This is a genomic window from Bradyrhizobium sp. ORS 375 (assembly GCF_000239775.1).
Taxonomy (GTDB): Bacteria; Pseudomonadota; Alphaproteobacteria; order Rhizobiales; family Xanthobacteraceae; genus Bradyrhizobium.
Window position 1 is genome coordinate 1 of record NZ_CAFI01000130.1, and the last position, 18280, is coordinate 18280.

Annotated in this window: 16 protein-coding genes and 1 pseudogene; 9 read left to right on the forward strand and 8 right to left on the reverse strand. The window is 66.5% G+C overall.

The features are described from left to right. The 3 genes and pseudogenes from BRAO375_RS11290 to BRAO375_RS11300 all read left to right on the forward strand — a co-directional run. Positions 1–1310: MATE family efflux transporter (locus BRAO375_RS11290; protein ID WP_035639985.1), on the forward strand; the 1310-nt coding region annotated here is incomplete at its 5' end. Positions 1311–1601: 291 nt separating this feature from the next. Continuing rightward, the gene (locus BRAO375_RS11295) at positions 1602–2828 is read left to right on the forward strand and encodes a pilus assembly protein TadG-related protein (protein ID WP_009027604.1); all 1227 of its coding nucleotides are present in this window, start codon (positions 1602–1604) and stop codon (positions 2826–2828) included. Positions 2829–3204: 376 nt separating this feature from the next. Beyond that, positions 3205–3409: pseudogene (locus BRAO375_RS11300) on the forward strand (GTP-binding protein); the annotation flags it as partial. A 140-nt stretch (positions 3410–3549) separates the two neighbouring features. Here BRAO375_RS11300 and BRAO375_RS11305 read toward each other — a convergent pair. Next, complete coding sequence (locus tag BRAO375_RS11305) at positions 3550–4080, reverse strand: cupin domain-containing protein (RefSeq protein WP_009027606.1); 531 nt, start codon at positions 4078–4080, stop codon at positions 3550–3552. 144 nt (positions 4081–4224) lie between these two features. On the opposite strand from BRAO375_RS11305, the gene BRAO375_RS11310 reads away from it, so the two are divergent. Continuing rightward, a complete protein-coding gene (locus BRAO375_RS11310; RefSeq protein ID WP_170323310.1) occupies positions 4225–4440 on the forward strand; it encodes a CsbD family protein in 216 nt (71 codons plus the stop codon). Between the two features lie 502 nt (positions 4441–4942). On the opposite strand, the gene BRAO375_RS11315 is transcribed toward BRAO375_RS11310, so the two are convergent. Together BRAO375_RS11315 and ggt are read right to left on the reverse strand one after the other, a co-directional pair. Then, on the reverse strand, positions 4943–5413 hold the full coding sequence (locus BRAO375_RS11315) for an FKBP-type peptidyl-prolyl cis-trans isomerase (protein ID WP_244423165.1): 471 nt from the start codon (positions 5411–5413) through the stop codon (positions 4943–4945). 847 nt (positions 5414–6260) lie between these two features. Beyond that, positions 6261–7847 (reverse strand): gamma-glutamyltransferase, encoded by a 1587-nt coding sequence (gene ggt / locus BRAO375_RS11320; RefSeq protein WP_035639987.1) that lies wholly within the window; start codon positions 7845–7847, stop codon positions 6261–6263. 132 nt (positions 7848–7979) lie between these two features. Here ggt and trhO point away from each other — a divergent pair, with 132 nt between their 5' ends. Together trhO and BRAO375_RS11330 are read left to right on the forward strand one after the other, a co-directional pair. Next, positions 7980–8750 (forward strand): oxygen-dependent tRNA uridine(34) hydroxylase TrhO, encoded by a 771-nt coding sequence (gene trhO, locus BRAO375_RS11325; RefSeq protein ID WP_009027609.1) that lies wholly within the window; start codon positions 7980–7982, stop codon positions 8748–8750. After that, positions 8747–8974 (forward strand): SlyX family protein, encoded by a 228-nt coding sequence (locus tag BRAO375_RS11330; RefSeq protein ID WP_009027610.1) that lies wholly within the window; start codon positions 8747–8749, stop codon positions 8972–8974. Before trhO ends, BRAO375_RS11330 begins: the two co-directional genes overlap by 4 nt. A 13-nt stretch (positions 8975–8987) precedes the next feature. Here BRAO375_RS11330 and BRAO375_RS11335 read toward each other — a convergent pair whose 3' ends face one another. Both BRAO375_RS11335 and BRAO375_RS11340 read right to left on the reverse strand, forming a co-directional pair. Then, a complete protein-coding gene (locus tag BRAO375_RS11335) occupies positions 8988–10898 on the reverse strand; it encodes a diguanylate cyclase (RefSeq protein WP_009027611.1) in 1911 nt (636 codons plus the stop codon). 159 nt (positions 10899–11057) lie between these two features. Next, positions 11058–11312: a hypothetical protein gene (locus tag BRAO375_RS11340; protein WP_009027612.1), complete on the reverse strand. Its 255-nt coding sequence runs from the start codon at positions 11310–11312 to the stop codon at positions 11058–11060. Between the two features lie 181 nt (positions 11313–11493). Here BRAO375_RS11340 and hemE point away from each other — a divergent pair, with 181 nt between their 5' ends. Beyond that, entirely contained in the window at positions 11494–12525 is a 1032-nt protein-coding gene (hemE, locus tag BRAO375_RS11345) for a uroporphyrinogen decarboxylase (protein WP_009027613.1), read from the forward strand. A 4-nt stretch (positions 12526–12529) separates the two neighbouring features. Here hemE and hemC read toward each other — a convergent pair whose 3' ends face one another. From hemC to BRAO375_RS11360, 3 genes are all read right to left on the reverse strand, one after another. Beyond that, positions 12530–13507, reverse strand: coding sequence for a hydroxymethylbilane synthase (gene hemC / locus BRAO375_RS11350; RefSeq protein WP_035639988.1), 978 nt, complete (start codon positions 13505–13507; stop codon positions 12530–12532). A gap of 15 nt (positions 13508–13522) precedes the next feature. Further along, complete coding sequence (locus BRAO375_RS11355) at positions 13523–15148, reverse strand: GMC family oxidoreductase (protein ID WP_009027615.1); 1626 nt, start codon at positions 15146–15148, stop codon at positions 13523–13525. Positions 15149–15247: 99 nt separating this feature from the next. Further along, positions 15248–16435 carry an acetate/propionate family kinase gene (locus BRAO375_RS11360; protein ID WP_009027616.1) on the reverse strand — a complete coding sequence of 396 codons (1188 nt, stop codon included), beginning with the start codon at positions 16433–16435 and terminating at the stop codon, positions 15248–15250. A 175-nt stretch (positions 16436–16610) separates the two neighbouring features. Between BRAO375_RS11360 and BRAO375_RS11365 the strand changes: the two genes are divergently transcribed. Both BRAO375_RS11365 and BRAO375_RS11370 read left to right on the forward strand, forming a co-directional pair. Beyond that, positions 16611–17645, forward strand: a complete 1035-nt coding sequence (locus BRAO375_RS11365; protein WP_009027617.1) for a uroporphyrinogen decarboxylase family protein — start codon at positions 16611–16613, stop codon at positions 17643–17645. Between the two features lie 136 nt (positions 17646–17781). Further along, positions 17782–18280 (forward strand): hypothetical protein (locus BRAO375_RS11370; protein WP_035639991.1); only part of this gene is annotated, 499 nt, incomplete at its 3' end.

Genomic DNA, 18280 nt, shown 5'->3' on the forward strand with positions numbered 1-18280 from the left:
TGCCCGCGCTGGTCCGGCTGGCGCTGCCGACGATGTCGGTGTTGGTGGCGCAGACCGCGGTCAATGTCGCCGAGGCCTATTATGTCGGCCTGCTCGGCACCGATGCGCTGGCCGGCGCCGCGCTGGTGTTTCCGATCTTCATGCTGATGACGATGATGTCGAACGGCGGCATCGGCAGCGGCGTCTCCTCGGCGGTGGCGCGCGCGATCGGCGCCGGCCGCAACGCCGATGCGGACGCCGTCGCCTTCCACGCCATCGTGCTGGCGATCGTCGCCGGCGCCGTGTTCACGCTGGCGACCGCGCTGTTCGGCCCGGCGCTGTATCACGCGCTCGGCGGCCGCGAAGGCGCGCTGGAGGCGGCATTGCGCTATTCGAATTACCTGTTCGCCGGCGCCATCCCCGTGTGGATCGTCAACCTGCAGGCGGCGGCGCTGCGCGGCGCCGGGAACGTGCGAGTGCCGGCGCTGGTCACGCTGGTCGGCGCCGTCCTGATGATTCCCGCCTCGCCGGCGTTGATCTTCGGCCTCGGGCCGCTGCCGGGCCTCGGCATCGCCGGCGCCGGCATTGCCTTCGGGCTGTATTACTGCGGCGCCATGCTGGTGCTGGTGCGCTACATGGCGTCGGGCCGCTCGACCCTGCATGTCCGCTTCGCGCCGCTGCAGGTCAGGCTGTTCGCCGACATCCTCAAGGTCGGACTGCCGACCGCGCTCAACGCCGTGCTGGTCAATCTCACCGTGATCCTGGTGACCGCGCTGGCCGGCCGCTTCGGCACCTCGGAGCTCGCCGCCTACGGTATCGCCTCGCGGCTCGACTACATCATGATTCCGCTGTTGTTCGGTCTGTGCACGGCGACCCTGACGATGGTCGGGATCAATGTCGGTGCCGGCCAGGGCGCCCGCGCCCGCCGCATCGCCTGGATCAGTGCGGCCAGCGGCGCCGCGCTGGTCGGCGGCATCGGCCTGGTCGTGGCGCTGCATCCGCCGCTCTGGCTCGCGCTGTTCAGCCACGATCCGGAGGTGCTGCGCGAGGGCGCGAGCTATCTGCGCATTGTAGCGCCCGCCTATGCCGCACTGGGCTTCGGCTTCGTGCTGGCCTTTGCCGGCCAGGGCGCCGGGCACGTGCTCTGGCCGTTCATCGGCTCCATTCTGCGCATCCTGGTCGCTGCCGGCGGCGGCATGATTGCGATCGTGCACGTCGGCGGCGCCATGAGCTCGCTCGCCGCCATGGTGGCGCTGTCGCTGGTTGCGTATGCTCTGGTCTGCAGCCTCGTGCTCTCGTCGGATCGGATCTGGCGCTCGCCCTCGCAGTGAGCCCGACGCCTCGAAAGGCGAACGCCGTCCGGCTGCAACTAACAATAATCACCTCAGCCACCAATTCAGACAGGTACTCCGCTCGATCACCACCTGCGGGAGGTAGCATGCCCCCTTTTTCGGGTACGGCGAAAACCGGCTGATAACCTTGAGTTCCCGGCGCTCCGTCGTCGGTTCCCTTTATGGAACCCGATTCAGCCGGCGGTAATTTTCTGACCTCTAGATCCTGCAGCACCAGGCTCCGATGCGTTCGGCAGCATGCCTGGCCAGCTACAGCAGGAAGCGTCGCACATGAGCGCCCCCATTTCGCCCGAACGTCTCTCTACCAAGTCGCGCCGCTTCTGGCAGGCGCAGGATGGCCAGATCAGCATGATCTTCGCCATCGCCATCATTCCGATCGTCATCGCGATCGGCGCCGCTGTCGACTTCGCCAAGTCGGGCGACACCAAGGCGCAGTTGCAGAAGGCGGTCGATGCCGCCGTCCTGGCGGGCGTCGTGCAGCCGACCGGCAAGCAGGTCTCGACCGCAAGCGCTGTTTTCAAGGCCGATTTCGGCGGCCGTTTCGGCACCTCTCCATCCGCGAGCTTCGCCGCCAACAGCGATGGCTCGCTCACCGGCACCGCGACGGCGACGGTGAACACCTCGTTTCTGACGGTGATGGGCACCTCGTCGCTCGGGATATCCGCCTCGGCGACGGCGAAGCCGGGCCCCCAGAGCAAGTCGCCGGTCTGCATTCTGCTCGTCAGCACGCTGAACACGCAGTCGCTGCTGGTCAATTCCGGCGCGCAGCTCAACGCACCGAGCTGCGAGGTGCATGTGCTGTCGACGCAAAGTCCGGCCGCCATCTTCAATGCGACCTTGAACGTCAAGCGCATCTGCATCAAGGGCTCGACCATCATCAAGAACGGCGGGGCCACCCCGCCGGCGGAAACCAATTGCGCGGCGATCTCCGATCCGTTCGCGGGCACGCTGCCTGCCGTGACGGTCGGATCGTGCACCACCAACAACAAGGTCTACGACCCCGGCTCGGTGACGCTCAGCCCCGGCGTCTATTGCGGCTCCACCAACTTCAACGGCTCGGGCACGCTGACTCTCAATCCGGGCCTTTACATCATCAAGGGCACGATGACCTTCAACTCGGGCTGGACGGTGACCGGCAACGGCGTCACCTTCTATCTCGTCGACCAGAACGCCACGCTCACCTTCAACGGCAACGTCAACGCCACGCTGTCGGCGCCGACGACCGGCACCTATGCCAACATCCTGATGTACGAGCCGACCGGCCTGTCGGCCACCAACCTGCCGATCAACGGCACCAGCGGCTCGTCCTATACCGGCCTGATGTACCTGCCGAGCCGCAACGTCACCATCAACTCGGTGTCGAACGTCAGCAGCAACAGCGTCACCATGGTGTTCAACACGCTGATCCTGAACGCGACCAACTGGACCATCGCGCCCGGCGCGCTGTCGATGTCGGTGTCGAACGGTCCGGCGGGGACGGCGTATCTGACGAGGTAGCAAGCTTAGCGCGACGGACCGGGCCCGCGATCCCTGTTGATAGCGACCGCGCTCCGGCCACGAGGCACGCTGCGCTCCCTCTCCCCGTGAAGAACGGAGAGATGGAGTGCAGCGTTGTTTGCGGCGGGCGGCAAGCTCCAGCATCGGACGCGCTTCGCTCATCTGGCTCTCACGCCACCAGGACCAGCCATCCCCGGCGCACCATCGGCCCGCTCCCCCGATCTCCGCCCATCCCACGCCCTCGTCACCCCGCCCCCTTGTAAGCCCCTTGACACCTCCACTCGTTTAGAAGATGTTACGTTATAACATCACGTATGAGGCCGCATGCTTGTCCGTCGGCGCCGTTCCCTCCCGTTGAAGAGGCTGTTCGATCTCGATGCACAAGCTCCCCGTCACGGTCTTGTCCGGCTTCCTCGGGACTGGGAAGACCACTTTGCTCAACACATCCTGAGCAACCGCCAGGGACTGAAGGTGGCGGTGATCGGCGACGACATGAGCAAGGTCAACATCGATGCGGACCTCGTTCGCGAAGGCGGCGCCAACCTGTCACGGACGGATGAGTGATGGTCGAGATGACCAATGCCGACGATGCGGCCTGACACAACACATCACGAGACACGCGCGCGACAGTCGCCCCTGCTCCGCGTGTGAGGGAGCGGTACAGCTGCTCCCTGGCTGGCGGGACCGTCTTGCGATGGTCCCGCCAGTTTACGTCGGGGCTCTAGGACTTCGCCTCTGACGGATCACGATGCACGGGATCGACCCACAGCACCGTCTCCGGCTTCTCCACCGGCTCGATATCGATGTTGATCGCGACCGCCTCGCCGTCGCTGCGCACCAGCACGCATTCCAGGACCTCGTCGGGGCTGGCGTTGATCTCCTGGTGCGGCACGTAGGGCGGCACGAAGATGAAGTCGCCGGGACCGGCTTCGGCGGTGAACTGCAGTTGCTCGCCCCAGCGCATCCGCGCCTTGCCCTTGACCACGTAAATCACGCTTTCGAGATGACCGTGATGATGCGCGCCGGTCTTGGCGTCCGGCTTGATCGTGACCGTGCCAGCCCACAGCTTCTGCGCGCCGACACGCGCGAAATTGATCGCCGCCTTGCGGTCCATGCCGGGCGTCGACGGCACGTTGCCATCGAGCTGATTGCCGGGGATGACGCGGACGCCATCGTGCTTCCAGCGCTCGTCGCCGTGATCATGAGCGTGATCATGGGAGTGGCCGTGCGCGTGGTCGTGAGATCCTGACATTTCTTCTTCTCGGATTCGTTGTGTTCGATAGGAACCGCCGCATCCTAGTCGAAATGCCGCATCGGCGCCATTCCGGTTCCATCAGAACCTTTTCGCGCCGCCCGCGTTGGTCCCGCATAGTTCACACAGACAAGGAGACGCACTATGGGTTCGACCATGGACAAGATCAAAGGTGCCACCAACGAGGCGATCGGCAAGGCCAAGCAGGGCATCGGCGAAGCCACCGGCAACGACCGCCTGCAGGGCGAAGGCGCCGTCCAGGAAGTGAAGGGCAAGGGCCAGCAGGCGCTGGGCGATGCCAAGCAGGCGACCAAGGACGCGGTCAACACCGCCGCCGGCGCTGCGAACAAGAACCTCTGAGCGAGGTGAGCGCGACAGCGCGCTGTTGATGCGGCGCCGATCGCGAAGGAGCGAAATCACAAGCCGGCTCCTCACGGGGCCGGCTTTATACGTTTGTTAGTCGTGAGTCGTAGGGTGGGCCAAGGCGCGAGCAAAACTCTACCGCGCGCTGTGCTCACCATTCCAACCGCTTTCGCCGATCCGCGGTGGGCACTCAACCGCCCTGCGGACGGCCGCTTTGCCCGCCCCACAGAACTACACAAGATCGCCGCGATCGAATGCCCGATACAGCGCCCTCTCCCCTTGCGGGAGAGGGCAGTTTCGGCCCATCCGAGCATGCGGTTGGGTGAGGGGTATCCATCAGCGGATCGCGCTCGTGGAGAGATACCCCTCACCCAACCGAGTATGCCGCTCATATACGCCCTCTCTCGCAAGGGGAGAGGGCGCAATCATTGGCACCACGCTTCGTCTTCTGCTTCGACTCGCGGCTATGATGACCTGATCGCGACGACGTAGCCGCCCCCTACTTCACGCCCAGCAGCTCGACATCGAACATCAGCGTCGCGTTCGGCGGGATGACGCCGCCGGCGCCGCGGGCGCCGTAGCCGAGCTCGGGCGGAATGATCAGCGTGCGCTTGCCGCCGACCTTCATGGTCGCGACGCCCTCGTCCCAGCCGGCGATCACGCGCTTCATGCCGATCGGGAATTCGAACGGCTCGTTGCGATCGACCGAGGAGTCGAATTTCTTGCCCTTCTGGCCGTTCTCGTAGAGCCAGCCGGTGTAGTGCATCACGCAGGTCTGACCGCGGCTCGGCGTCGCGCCGGTGCCTTCCTTGGTATCGATGATCTGCAGTCCGGAGGGAGTGGTCATGGTCTTTCCTGTCGGTTTCGCGGGACTGGTCTGTGCCGAGGCTCCCTGGGGGCCCAGCCAGGCGCCGACCGCGGCCGATGCCGCCGCCGCCAGCGCAACTCTTCTCGTCATCGGACGCCGCATGCTCCAGACTGCCTCTGCTCAGTTACGGGAACGGGGGTTTAGCCCATGCGGGCGCGGCTGACCAGCCTGTGCCGGAGGAACCCCGCCTTGTCGCGCATTCTGGAAAATAAAATTTACTTGCGCTTTATCGGAAATCGTGATTGTATGCACGCATCCCGTCTCAAGGCAGTAGGGGCGTAGCGCGCGATCGTCACGACACGCGAGGCGGGGATGCGGTGGCCGCGGGAGATCGCAGCGTCTTCGAACAACGAGGGCGCGGACGAACGATCACTTGCGGACGTGAAGTCGCAGCGTCCTGATACCCCGATGCTGGTATCCCCCGCGCCATGCGCAAGCCTTGGCGTGGCATGGTGGCCAACAAGCCCGGCGCACCAGGGAGACTGCGTATAAGCGTGAAGACCATCGCGCAGGGAATGCCGGCGTGTTTCGGCTTTGCCTGTGGTACCTGCCGCCTGCATTCTTTTCCGCAGGCGGGCCATGGGTGAGGCTGTCACCCGGCATTCCCTGCGCCCTCTGCATGTTGCGAGGGACGAACTGATGCACAGCTCGGGCCCGATGCGCCGCGAGAACGCGATGACACGTCCCCGATCTCGTAGCTGTTTGAGCCGTGAATCGGCCGCCCCCACCGCCGTCGTGCCGGACAAGCATCGAGCGCGCCAGCGCGGCGGTGCGCCGATCCGGGACCCATACGCCGCAGCAGATGTGTTGGGCAAGAAGCCAATGACCAGCCTGCCTCAAACCGCTCCTGAGGGTATGGGTCCCGGCTCAAGGCCGGGACGACAGCGGAGTATGGGGTTGCCTTACGGGCCCGATGCAGGATGATCGGAGCGGCGACAGCGCGATCGCCTCAATATCCCAGCGCGCAGCCGTCCTTGCGCGGGTCGGAGCCGCCGGTCAGCGTGCCCTTGTCCCAGTCGATCCAGATCGCCTGGCCGCCGCCGAGCGGCGAGACCACCTTGGTGGTCTTGTGGCCGATCCGCTGCAGGCCCTCGACCACCTCGGCGGGCACGCCGTCCTCGAGCTGATAGACGCCCTCGTAATGCAGGCCGCGCGCCATATCGATCGCTTCCTGCACGTCGCAGCCATAGTCGAGGATGTTGGTCAGCACGTGGGTCTGGCCGACCGGCTGGTACTGGCCGCCCATGACGCCGAACGACATCTGCGCGCGGCCGGCCTTGGTGGCCAGCGCCGGGATGATGGTGTGCAGCGGACGCTTGCCAGGTGCGATGCAGTTCGGATGGCCCGGCTGGATGCGGAAGCCGCCGGCGCGGTTCTGCAGCAGCACGCCGGTCTCGTTGGAGACGATCGCCGAGCCGAACGAATGCGCGATCGAGTTGATGAAGGAGCAGACGTTGCGGTCGCGGTCGACGACCGTGATGTAGACCGTCTCCGGGTTCATCGGCGGCGCGACGTTCGGCAGGTCGAGCAGCTTGTCGAGGCTGATCTGCGAGATGTACTCGTCCGCGAATTCCTTGGCGAGGATGCTCGCGACCTCGGTCGTCATGTGCTCGGGATCGCCGATATGCTGCTCGCGCATCATGTAGGCGATGCGCGCGGCCTCGGCCTCGAGGTGGAAGCGCTCGACGCTGAGCGGATCGATCCGCGTCAGGTCGAAGCGCGAGAGGATGTTGAGCATCACCAGCATGGTGATGCCCGGACCGTTCGGCGGGCACTGCCAGACGTCGTAGTCCTTGTAGGTGGTGCCGATCGGCGCGGTGACCTCGGTCTGGTGATTGGCAAAGTCCTCCAGGGTGTGCAGGCCGCCGATGCCGCGCAGCGTCTGCACCATGTCCTCGGCGACCGCGCCGGTGTAGAAGCCCTTCGGCCCCTCCTTGGCGATCACGCGCAGGGTCTGCGCCAGCTCCGGCTGGCGGATCACGTCGCCGGCGGCGGCTGCCTTGCCGCGCGGCAGGAAGTAGCGCGCGGTGTTGGTGCCGTTCTTGAGCTTCTCGAACTGGTTGTTCCAGTCGAAGGCGACGCGCGGCGCCACGACGTAGCCGTCCTCGGCGGCGCGGATCGCCGGCTGCAGCAGCCGGTCGAGGCCGAGCCGGCCATGATCCTGCAGGATGCGGGCCCAGGCATCGATCGCGCCGGGCACCGAGACGGCATGGGCCGAGGTCAGCGGCACCGAATGAATCTTGCGCTCGAGGTACCAGTCCACGGTGGCCGCGGCCGGGGCCCGGCCGGAGCCGTTATAGGCCATGATCCGGCCGTCGCCCTTGGGCTGGACCAGCGCAAAGCAGTCGCCGCCGATGCCGGTCGACTGCGGCTCGATCACCCCGAGCAGGGCGCAGGCCGCCACCGCCGCGTCGGCGGCGGTGCCGCCGGCGCGCAGCACCTCGATCCCGGCGAGCGCCGCCTGCGGGTGCGAGGTTGCAATCATTCCGTTCTGGGCGTGGACCGTGGACCTGCCGGGGAAATGGAAGCTTCTCATCGTTGCTCGCTGCGTGATCGTGTGGTGGCTGGAATGCCAGTGCTGGCCGGCTACATCGCACATTCCTTCCAGGCGGGGCAATGCCCGGGGATACCAGCTTTTCTATGGTCAGGTCTGCTGGTAAACGGCCGCATGCCCCTGACCGTCGCCGCCTTCTATCAGTTCGTAGCTCTGCCCGATTTTCGCGACCTGCGCGCGCCGCTGCAGGCGTTCTGCGCCGCGCGCGGTATCAAGGGCAGCATCCTGCTCGCCGAGGAAGGCCTCAACGGGACGGTCGCCGGAACCGACGAGGCGATCGCGGCGCTGGTCGACGAGTTTCGGCGGGGCACGTTGTTCGCCAGCCGCCTCGACAATCTGGAGCTGAAATTCTCGGATGCGGCGACGATGCCGTTCCAGCGCCTCAAAGTGCGGCTGAAACGCGAGATCGTGACGCTCGGCGATCCCGCCGCCGACCCGACCCGTCAGGTCGGGACCTATGTCAGTCCCGCCGATTGGAACGCGCTGATCGCGGAGCCTGATACGCTCCTGCTCGACACACGCAATGCGTTCGAGGTCGCCATGGGCACGTTCGAAGGCGCGGTCGATCCCGGCCTGCAGAGCTTCGGACAATTCAAGGATTTCGTCGCTCGCGCTCTCGATCCTGACAAGCACAAGCGGATTGCGATGTTCTGCACCGGCGGCATCCGCTGCGAAAAGGCCAGCGCGCTGCTGCTCGCGCGGGGCTTTCCGGAGGTCTACCACCTCAAGGGCGGCATCCTCGGCTATCTCGAGCAGATCCCGGAGGCCGACAGCCGCTGGCGCGGCGGCTGCTTCGTGTTCGATGAGCGGGTCGCGCTCGGCCACGGGCTACGCCAGCTCGGCGCGGACGTGAAGCCGGGACACAGCGGAGAGCGCGGGCAATGAGCAACTCTGAGCCGTCGAACCAGGAGCTGAGCGAGCGGATCGACACGCTCGAGATGCGGCTGACGTTCCAGGACGACACGATCGAGACGCTGAACCAGACCATCACGGCGCAATGGCGCGAGATCGACGCGCTGAAGCGGCAGATCGCGCTCCTGGTCGAGCGGCTCGAGGACGCCCAGAGCAATGCCGAGGGGCCGCGCAATGAGCCGCCGCCACACTACTGAGGACGCGGCGATCTCAGGCCGGAACGGTCGCCGGCGCCTTGCCGGACGGCAGCTCGACCACCTCGCCCGCCATGATCACGCGGTCGCGGCCGCCATCCTTGGCGACGTAGAGCGCGTGGTCGGCGGCTTCGATCAGCGAGGCCGGGCCCGCGGAGCGTTCCAGGCCCGGGCGGCAGACAGCGCCGCCGATGCTCGCCGTCACGATGCCGGGCGGATTCTGCGCGTGGACGAGACCGGCGGCGTGAAGCGCCCGCCGGATCCGCTCGCCGAGCCGCGCGCAGCCCTCGGCATCGGTGTTCGGCAGCAGGATCGCGAACTCCTCGCCGCCATAGCGGGCGACCAGGTCCGAGCTGCGCTGAGCTTCGTCGGCGAGAATGCTGGCGACCGCGTGGAGGCATTCGTCACCGGCCGGATGGCCATAGGTGTCGTTGAAGGCCTTGAAGTGGTCGATGTCGATCATCAGCAGCGCCAGCGAGGTCTTCTCGCGGTACGCCCTGCCCCACTCCTCGAGCAGCCGCTCGTCGAAGCGGCGCCGGTTGGCGAGACCGGTGAGGCTGTCCTCGATGGCCAGCGTCTCGAGCCTGCCCTGCAGCGCCTTCTGCTGCGTCACATCGCGCGTAACCGCCACGAAACCGTCGAGCTCGCCGTCCGGCCTGCGCGTGGCGCGGATCGTGGCCTCGACCCAGATCTCGGACTTGTCGCGCCGCCGCATCCGGTAGGTCACGCGCGCTTCGTCCGCAGCCCCCTTCCTGAGCTGATCCAGAATCTCCTGCAGCTGCGGCCGGTCGAGTGGATGCACGCCGGAGATCGCCCGCTTGCCGAGCAGCTGCGACGGGTGCCAACCGAGCACGCGCGATGTCGAGGGCGAGACATAGCCGATGCACTCGTCAAGCTCGATGCGCGTCACGATGTCGCTGGAGCCTTCCGCAAGCAGGCGGAAGTTCTCCTCCTTGGCCGCCAGCGCCGCGGCGAGCTTCTGCCGCTCCAGGAGCTGCTTGACGAGGAAGATGCCGATCCCCACCGCGAGCGCGACCAGGCTTACCTGAACGGTAAACCGCACGGCGGCATCACGCATCCACCCGGCGAGCACCTCCGCTTCCGTCCGCGTGGCCAGGATCAGGAAGGGGTAGCGTTGCGCGTGCTGATAGAACGCGATGCGCTCCGACGTCTCGCCGGGTCGACCAAAACGCAACGTCCCGGACGTCGGATGATAGGGGATCTCCTCGAGGACCGGCCGGCCGAGCCTGCTCGAATCCGGCTCGGCGTTGTCCGCAAGCACCAATCCGTCGCGGCTCATCAGGCTGATCGTGCCATGCTGCCCCACGTCGAACTGCCGGTAAAACCCGGCGAAATAGGCCACGTCGATGGTCGCGAGCACGACGCCGCCGAAGCTGCCGTCGACGTGGTTCCAGCGTCGCGAGAGCGTGATCACCCATTGCCCGCCGGACCTGCTCTGCACCGGCCGGCCGATCAGGAGCGAGCGGTCCGCCGAAGTGCGGTGATGGATGAAGTAGTCGCGGTCGGCATTGTTGTAGTTGGTGAGCGTGACATCCTCGGTCGTAGCGAGCCAGTCGCCGTTCGCGCCATAGGCGAAGACGCCACGAATCCGGCCAAGCGTCGCCTTTCTTGCTTTCAGGATCGTCTGCAAACGCTCCATCGCGCCCGGCTTGCCGTCGTCCGTCTCAAGCGCGGTGACGACGCCGCGCAGCAAGGAATCCGCAAGCTCGAAAGTGTCCTCGACGTGCTGGGTCAGCGACCTCGCGAGATTGCCGAGATCGACCTCGGCATTGTGAACCTCGGCCTTTCGGGACGTCCACTCGCTCCATCCGCTGAAAGCGAGGATCGCGCCGCACACGAGCGCAAGCACTCCAGCCGCCCACAATGGCAGACGGCTCAGACCGACTTTGGCGACAGCAACGTCCATTCCGCGGAACTCTCCGGACCGCGGCAGAATCCCATGGACGTGTTAGCCAACTCTGAAACAGGCTGCGTCCGAATACCAGCCACGCACACCGTAAGACTACGGCATCGACCGTATATTTACGGAAGAGGAAGGCTGCGTGCACGCGGACGAGCTGTTAGTTCATCGCGCGAACACGGACCTGACCTTGTCCCACAGCGACGATGTCCGCTGCTCGTGGCCGTCCTCTTGAGCGTGGTTGTCGTGGGCCTTCACGCGCGTGGTCGAGGGCTGCTGCAGGCTCACCGGATCGGATGCGGGAAACGTATCCATAAGTCCCTTGTCGAGCTGCGTCGCAGCCTCACGATCGAGACGAACGGCCTCGCGCGGATCGACCGCATGCTTGTCGTGCGGCGCGGGATTGAACTTCTCAGCCATGGTAGATCTCCCTGTGCGGGGACAACGCCGCCGCGAACAGCGTGTTCCCTGGTTGATCCGGCATCGGGCTGCCGGCGCTGCCGGTCCGATAGGAGCTTGGCCGGAACCGCATGGCCATGTATCACGGGCGGTAAACTGTTCCCTCAGGGGTTACGGAGCCCCCAGCGTGAGTGAGACTGCCGTGAACAAGCCTTTCATCGACGTGCTGGCCGGTCAGCGCAAAAGCGTGCCTCCGATCTGGATGATGCGGCAGGCCGGCCGCTACCTGCCGGAGTATCGCGAGGTTCGCGCCAAGGCCGGCGGCTTCCTCGACCTCTGTTTCAATCCGGAGCTCGCGGCCGAGGTCACCCTGCAGCCGATCCGGCGCTTCGGCTTCGATGCGGCGATCATCTTCTCCGACATTCTTGTGATCCCCCACGCGCTCGGCCGCAGCGTCCGCTTCGAGGTCGGCGAAGGCCCGCGGCTCGATCCGCTGGATACGCCCGAGAAGATCGCGACGCTGTCCAGCGAGGCCGATCTGTCGAAGCTCGAGGCCGTGTTCGAGGCGCTCCGCCGCGTCCGCAGCGAGCTGCCGCAGAGCACTGCGCTGATCGGCTTTTGCGGCGCGCCATGGACGGTCGCGACCTACATGGTCGCCGGCCAGGGCACGCCCGACCAGGCACCGGCCCGGCTGCTCGCCTATCGCCACCCCGACGCATTCCAGAAGATCATCGATGCGCTGGTCGACAGCTCGATCGCCTATCTGCTGAAACAGCTGGATGCGGGCGCCGACGCGTTGCAGATCTTCGATACCTGGGCGGGCGTGCTGTCGCCCCGCGAGTTCGCCCGCTGGTCGGTGGCGCCGACGCGGCGCATCGTCGAGGGCGTGCGCAAGGTAAGGCCGGACGCCAAGATCATCGGTTTTCCGCGGGGCGCCGGCGCGCTGCTGCCGAGCTACGTCACCGAGACCGGCGTCGATGCGGTCAGCATCGACTGGACGGCGGAGCCGGGCCTGGTGCGCGAGCGGGTGCAGAGCAAGGTCGCCGTGCAGGGCAATCTCGATCCGCTGGCGCTGATCACCGGCGGCGCGGCGCTCGACCAGGCGGTCGACGACGTGCTGGCGAGCTATGCGGGCGGCCGGCACATCTTCAATCTCGGTCACGGAATCACACCGGAGACGCCCATCGCCCATGTCGAGCAGATGCTGGCGCGGGTGCGCGCCTACAAGGGCTGACCGATCATCGCGGCCGGCTGCGCTCGATCAGCGCAGCCGCGCCGTTGCCAAGCAATTCGAGCCCGACCGCCCGGCCGAGCTCGCGCGGACGATCGGCGGGGCCGGCGCGCTGGGCCTCAATGAAGCGGCCGCCGTCCTCGTCGAGCACCGAGGCGGTCAAGATCATCTCGCCGCCCTCGATGGTCGAGAAGCCCGCGATCGGCGAGTTGCAGTGGCCATTGAGCACCCACAGCACCTCGCGCTCGGCATCTGCGCACGCCCGCGCCGCCGCGTCGTCGATAGTCGAAAGGATGCGCCGCGTCTCGAAGTCGGCCGCAGGACACTCGACCGCGACGATGCCCTGCCCTGCCGCCGGCAGCATGTCGGCGACCGGGAATTCGTAGGACGCACGGTCGGCCAGGCCGACCCGCTCGAGCCCGGACCGCGCCATGATCAGCGCGTCCGCCGGGCCCACCGCGCCGCCATCCGGCAGCCGCTGCAGCTCGCCATTGTCGAGCTTGCGGATGCGGGTATCGGCGGCGCCGCGGAAATGGATCAGCTCAGCGTGTGGAAACAGCCGCCGCGCATAGGCCGCCCGACGGACCGCATTGGTGCCGATCTTGAAGCCGCGGCCGCCATCCTTGCGGAAGTCCTCCAGCGCCAGCCCCTTGCGCAACACCAGCACGTCGCCCGGCGGATCGCGCGACAGCAGCGCCGCGATGACAAGTCCCGGCGTCTCCTCGTTGCCCGGCATGTCCTTCAGCGAATGCATCGCCGCATGCAGCCTGCCGTCCAGCATGGCCCGCCGGATCTCGGCGACGAACGCCCCGCCCTTGCCGCCATGGGTCAGCAGCTTGCTGGTCTGGTCGGAATCACCCGTCGTCTCGAACTTGACGATCTCGATGTCGAGCGACGGGATCGCGGCCTGCAGCCGGCGTCCAATCTCCTCCGTCTGGGCCAGGGCCATCGTGCTCTTGCGGGTGCCGATCCGGAAACGTGTCACGAACTCATTCCTGCGTCAGCGCGCGTCCTGCAAGATCATGTCGGAGGCCTTCTCCGCGATCATGATGACCGGCGCATTGGTGTTGCCCGAAACCAGGTCCGGCATGATCGAGGCGTCGACGACGCGCAGGCCGTCGATGCCGCGCACCCGCAGGCGCTGATCGACCACGGCCAGCGCATCGGACCCCATCCGGCAGGTCGACGTCGGATGATAGATCGTGCTGCCAGTCTGCCGGCAATAGGCCAGGATGTCGTCGTCGCTCACGATCTTGGACCCCGGATAGGCTTCATCCGAGACATACGGCTTCAGGGCCGGTGCCGCCAGAATTTTCCGCAGGATTCGGATGCCGTCGATATTGGCGCGGCGATCGGTCTCGCTGGCAAGATAATTGATGCGGATCTCCGGTGGCACGGCCGGGTCCGCGCTCCTGATCCGCAGCGAGCCGCGGCTCTCGGGGCGGAGCTGGCAGACCGAGGCGGTGAAGCCGGAGAAGGTGTGAAGCTTCTCGCCCATCTTGTCGGTGGAGAACGGGATGAAATGGATCTGGATGTCGGGGCTGGCGAGCCGCGGATCGGTCTTGAAGAACGCGCCCGCCGTGCCCGCGGCGATCGTCAGCGGCCCCTTGCGAAATGCGGCGTAGCGCGCGCCGGCCAGCACCTTGCGGACGGGATGATTGACGATGTCGTTGAGCGTGATGCGCTGGCTGCAACGCATCACGATGCGCACCTGCAGATGATCCTGCAGGTCGCTGCCGACGCCTGGCGCATCCAGCACGACGTCGATGCCATGCTGCTGCAACAGCTCGCCCGGTCCGACACCCGACAGCTGCAGCAGCTGCGGCGAGTTGTAGGCGCCGCTCGATACGAGAATCTCCTTGCGGGCACGGGCCGTCCGCAGCCGGCCGCGCTGGCTGAACGTGACGCCGGACGCGCGGCGGCCATCGAACAGGATGCGCTGCGCCAGCGCATCGGTCTCGACATGAAGATTGCTGCGGCCGAGCGCCGGGCGCAGGTAGGAGACCGCGCTGCTGGCGCGGCGGCCACGACGCGTCGTGGTCTGGAAGAAGCCCGCGCCCTCCTGGCTCGCGCCATTGAAGTCGCCGTTGAACGGCAGACCGGTCTCGACCGCCGCCTTCACGAACGCCTCCGACAACGGATCCTCGTGTCGCCAGTCGGACACCGGCAGGGGGCCGCCGACGCCGTGATAGTCGTCGCCGCCGCGCGACTGATTTTCCGCCCGCTTGAAATAGGGCAGCACGTCGTCATAGCCCCAGCCGACATTGCCGCGCTGGCGCCAGCGGTCGTAGTCCTCGTGCTGGCCGCGGACATAGAGCAGGCCGTTGATCGAGCTCGAGCCGCCGAGCACCTTGCCGCGCGGCTGGAACACCGAACGGCCGTCGAGCCCAGGCTCGGGCTCGGTCTGGTACATCCAGTTGACGGTCTTTTCCTTGAACAGCTTGCCGTAGCCGAGCGGGACGTGGATCCAGATGTTGGTGTCCTTCGGACCGGCCTCGAGCAGCAGCACCGTGTGCCTGCCGTCGCTGCTGAGCCGGTTGGCGAGCACGCAGCCGGCCGAGCCGGCACCGACCACGACGTAGTCGAACTCCAAATCCTGATCACGCAACGCTGCGCTGCCTTCCATCGTGTTCCTGCCCAGTTATTTTGTTCTTTCGTCCTGGAGATACCAAAACGCCGGCCCTTGCAAGCCACAATTCGGCAGGGCTGGCCGGACCACCAATCGTTACCGCCTCTCTTCAAGCAGCTGCGCAGTGTGCCGCGCGATCATCATCTCTTCGTTGGTGTTGATCACGAAGATCCGCACCCGCGAGCCTTCCGACGAGATCACGGTCTCGCCGGCGCGATTACAGCTCTCGTCCAAGGCGATGCCGAGCCATTCGAATGCCTGACAGACGCGCTCCCGGATCTGCCAGGCGTGCTCGCCGATGCCGCCGCAGAACACGAGGGCATCGAGGCCGGAGAGCACCGCAGCCATCGCGCCGAGCTCGCGCCTGATCCGGTCGACGAAATATTCGATGGCCTGCCGAGCCTCCGGCGTTGCAGCGCTCTCCAGCTCGCGCATGTCCTGCGACAGTCCCGACAGGCCCTTGAGGCCCGAATGATTGTAGAGGAGATCGGTGACCGCCTCGGCCGTCATACCCTTTTCCTGAAGCAGGTAGAGCACGACGCCGGGGTCCAGCTGTCCGCAGCGCGTGCCCATCGGCAGGCCGTCGAGCGCGGTAAAGCCCATCGACGAGCCGATACTACGCCCATCACGGACCGCGCACATCGAGGCGCCGTTGCCGAGATGCATGACGACGACGCGTCCCTTCTCGTCCTGTGGCGCGATCTCCTTCAACCGGGAGATCACGTACTCGTAGGACAGGCCGTGAAAGCCGTAGCGCCGGACGCCCTCGTCGTAGAGCGATCGAGGCAAGGCGTAGGTGTCGTTCACCCAGGGATGCGCGCGATGGAAGGCGGTGTCGAAACAGGCGACCTGCAGCGCGTCGGGAAAGGCGCGATGAGCGGCGCGGACACCGGACAGATTATGAGGCTGGTGCAGTGGCGCCAGCGGATTGAGCGTCTCGAGACGGGCCACGACATCGTCGGCGATGACAATGGGCTGCGTGAACAGGAGTCCGCCATGCACGATGCGATGGCCGATGGCGTCGACGGCCGTCCGGCCAATGGCGCGCTGCAGGACATCGATGACCACCGCCAGCGCCGCCTCATGATCGGTCGCCCGCGTCGCATCGAGCCGCTGGTCAGCAAAGCTCTCCCCGCGCAGCCTGGCTTGAAGATGCGGCGTCGCGCTACCCAGCCCCTCGATCTGGCCGCGCATCGTCTCGACCGGGCTGGTCTCGTGTTCGAACAAGGCAAACTTGATCGAGGAGGAACCGGCATTGAGCGTCAGGATGTGCCGCGTGGTCATGCGGTCGGTCCTCCCGGGAAGTTCTCACCAACGCACAAAATGCGGAAAATACGACCCAATTTCATGACGCCCCGAAGACAAATAAAACGCTAGGTTGTGCGACTATCGCGATAGTATCGTGCGCTGACGCACTGCCCAAGCGAGTCGGATTGCGGGGAGGACCCTCGTGGTGAACATGCCTCGGCATCTCCTGCCGACCACCGTGGTCGGAAGCTACCCGCAGCCGGACTGGCTGGTCGATCGCGCCATGCTCTCCAAGTCCGTCCCGCGCATCCGGTTGCAGGGCATGTGGCGCATCCAGCGGCCGCTGCTCGACGACGCCCAGGACGATGCCACGATCGTCGCGATCCACGACATGGAGCAGGCGGGCATCGACATCCTGTCTGATGGCGAGATCCGCCGCGAGAGCTACTCGAACCGCTTCGCCACCGCGCTCGACGGCATCGACGCCGACAACCCCGCGATCATCATCTCGCCCTCCGGCATCAAGACGCCGGTGCCGCGGGTGGTCGGCCCAATCAGGCGAAAGTATCCGGTGGAGCTGCGTGACATGGAGTTCCTCCGCCGCAACACCATGCGCGCCGCCAAGATCACCCTGCCCGGCCCGTTCACGCTGAGCCAGCAGGCCCAGGACGATTACTATCGCGACGACGAGGCGCTCGCGATGGCCTTCGCCGAGGTCGTCAATGCCGAGGCCCGCGACCTGCAGCGGGCCGGCGCCGACGTCATCCAGCTCGACGAGCCCTGGGTCCGCAGCAATCCGCAGGCGGCGCGGCGCTATGCGGTGAAGGCGATCGACCGGGCGCTCGATCGCATCACGGTGCCGACCATCGTGCACGTCTGCTTCGGCTATGCCGCCATTGTGCCGGGCTCCAGCAAGCCGAGCGGTTATGCATTTCTGCCTGAGCTCGCCGAGTGCTGCGCGAGCCAGATTGCGATTGAGGCGGCGCAGCCGCGGCTCGATCTCGGCGTTCTCAAGGATCTCTCGGCCAAGACCATCGTGCTCGGCGTTCTCGATCTCGGCGATCCCGAGGTCGAGCCGGTCGCGGTCATCACCGAGCGCATTCGCAACGGCCTCAAAGTCGTGGCGCCGGAGCGGCTCGTCGTCGCGCCGGATTGCGGGATGAAATATCTGCCGCGGGCGACCGCCTTCGGGAAATTGAAGGCGATGTGTGCGGCGGCGGCGCGGGTGCGCGAGGAATTCGCATGAAGGCAATGCGGCAGAGATGACGCATGTCGGGCGGTGTTCTCCATGGCGGCGCCAACCTTGAACCCCATTCGCGGAATAAGGCAGGCATCGAACGCCGAGGGTCGGCCGGCCCGATCTTGGCGGAAGGGAGGCTCTGATGGCCGTCTGCATCGCGCCAAGATTCACACCAAGACTCAAGCCAAGACACCTTGCCGGCGCGATCGGCCTGCTCGGCTGCGCAGCCAGTGGCGCTGCCAGCGCCGATCCGATCGAGGAGGTCATGGGCGGGCTGCTGCGCGATGCGCGCAGCTCGTTTGCGCGCGTGGTGCCGCTCGAGCTGGTGCCGACGATGCCGTCGTTGCAACCTCCTCCCATCCAACAGCCTGCGCCGCCCGTCGCCGCGCAGCCGCTTTCGCCTCCGCAAGCGACCAACAAGCCGCCGCCGGCTCCGGAGCGGACGGCGAAGACCCGTCCGCCGCCGCTCAGTCCCGCCGCCGCGGAGCTGGCCGCGGCCGACGCCGCCGAGACGATCGCCGACGCCAATCTCGATGCCGCGCTGGCGGCGAACGAGAAGGCCGTAGCGGACCGCAGTGCGGCCGACGCACTCGCGAAGACCAGTCCCACCCCCGCCAACATCGCCGCGGCGAAGGCGGCGG

Coding starts and splice junctions, on each gene's coding strand:
- BRAO375_RS11295 (WP_009027604.1), top strand. CDS start 1,602: ATGAGCGCCCCCATTTCGCCCGAACGTCTCTCTACCAAGTCGCGCCGC.
- BRAO375_RS11305 (WP_009027606.1), bottom strand. CDS start 4,080: ATGTCAGGATCTCACGACCACGCGCACGGCCACTCCCATGATCACGCT.
- BRAO375_RS11310 (WP_170323310.1), top strand. CDS start 4,225: ATGGGTTCGACCATGGACAAGATCAAAGGTGCCACCAACGAGGCGATC.
- BRAO375_RS11315 (WP_244423165.1), bottom strand. CDS start 5,413: ATGCGGCGTCCGATGACGAGAAGAGTTGCGCTGGCGGCGGCGGCATCG.
- ggt (WP_035639987.1), bottom strand. CDS start 7,847: ATGAGAAGCTTCCATTTCCCCGGCAGGTCCACGGTCCACGCCCAGAAC.
- trhO (WP_009027609.1), top strand. CDS start 7,980: ATGCCCCTGACCGTCGCCGCCTTCTATCAGTTCGTAGCTCTGCCCGAT.
- BRAO375_RS11330 (WP_009027610.1), top strand. CDS start 8,747: ATGAGCAACTCTGAGCCGTCGAACCAGGAGCTGAGCGAGCGGATCGAC.
- BRAO375_RS11335 (WP_009027611.1), bottom strand. CDS start 10,898: ATGGACGTTGCTGTCGCCAAAGTCGGTCTGAGCCGTCTGCCATTGTGG.
- BRAO375_RS11340 (WP_009027612.1), bottom strand. CDS start 11,312: ATGGCTGAGAAGTTCAATCCCGCGCCGCACGACAAGCATGCGGTCGAT.
- BRAO375_RS11355 (WP_009027615.1), bottom strand. CDS start 15,148: ATGGAAGGCAGCGCAGCGTTGCGTGATCAGGATTTGGAGTTCGACTAC.
- BRAO375_RS11360 (WP_009027616.1), bottom strand. CDS start 16,435: ATGACCACGCGGCACATCCTGACGCTCAATGCCGGTTCCTCCTCGATC.
- BRAO375_RS11365 (WP_009027617.1), top strand. CDS start 16,611: ATGCCTCGGCATCTCCTGCCGACCACCGTGGTCGGAAGCTACCCGCAG.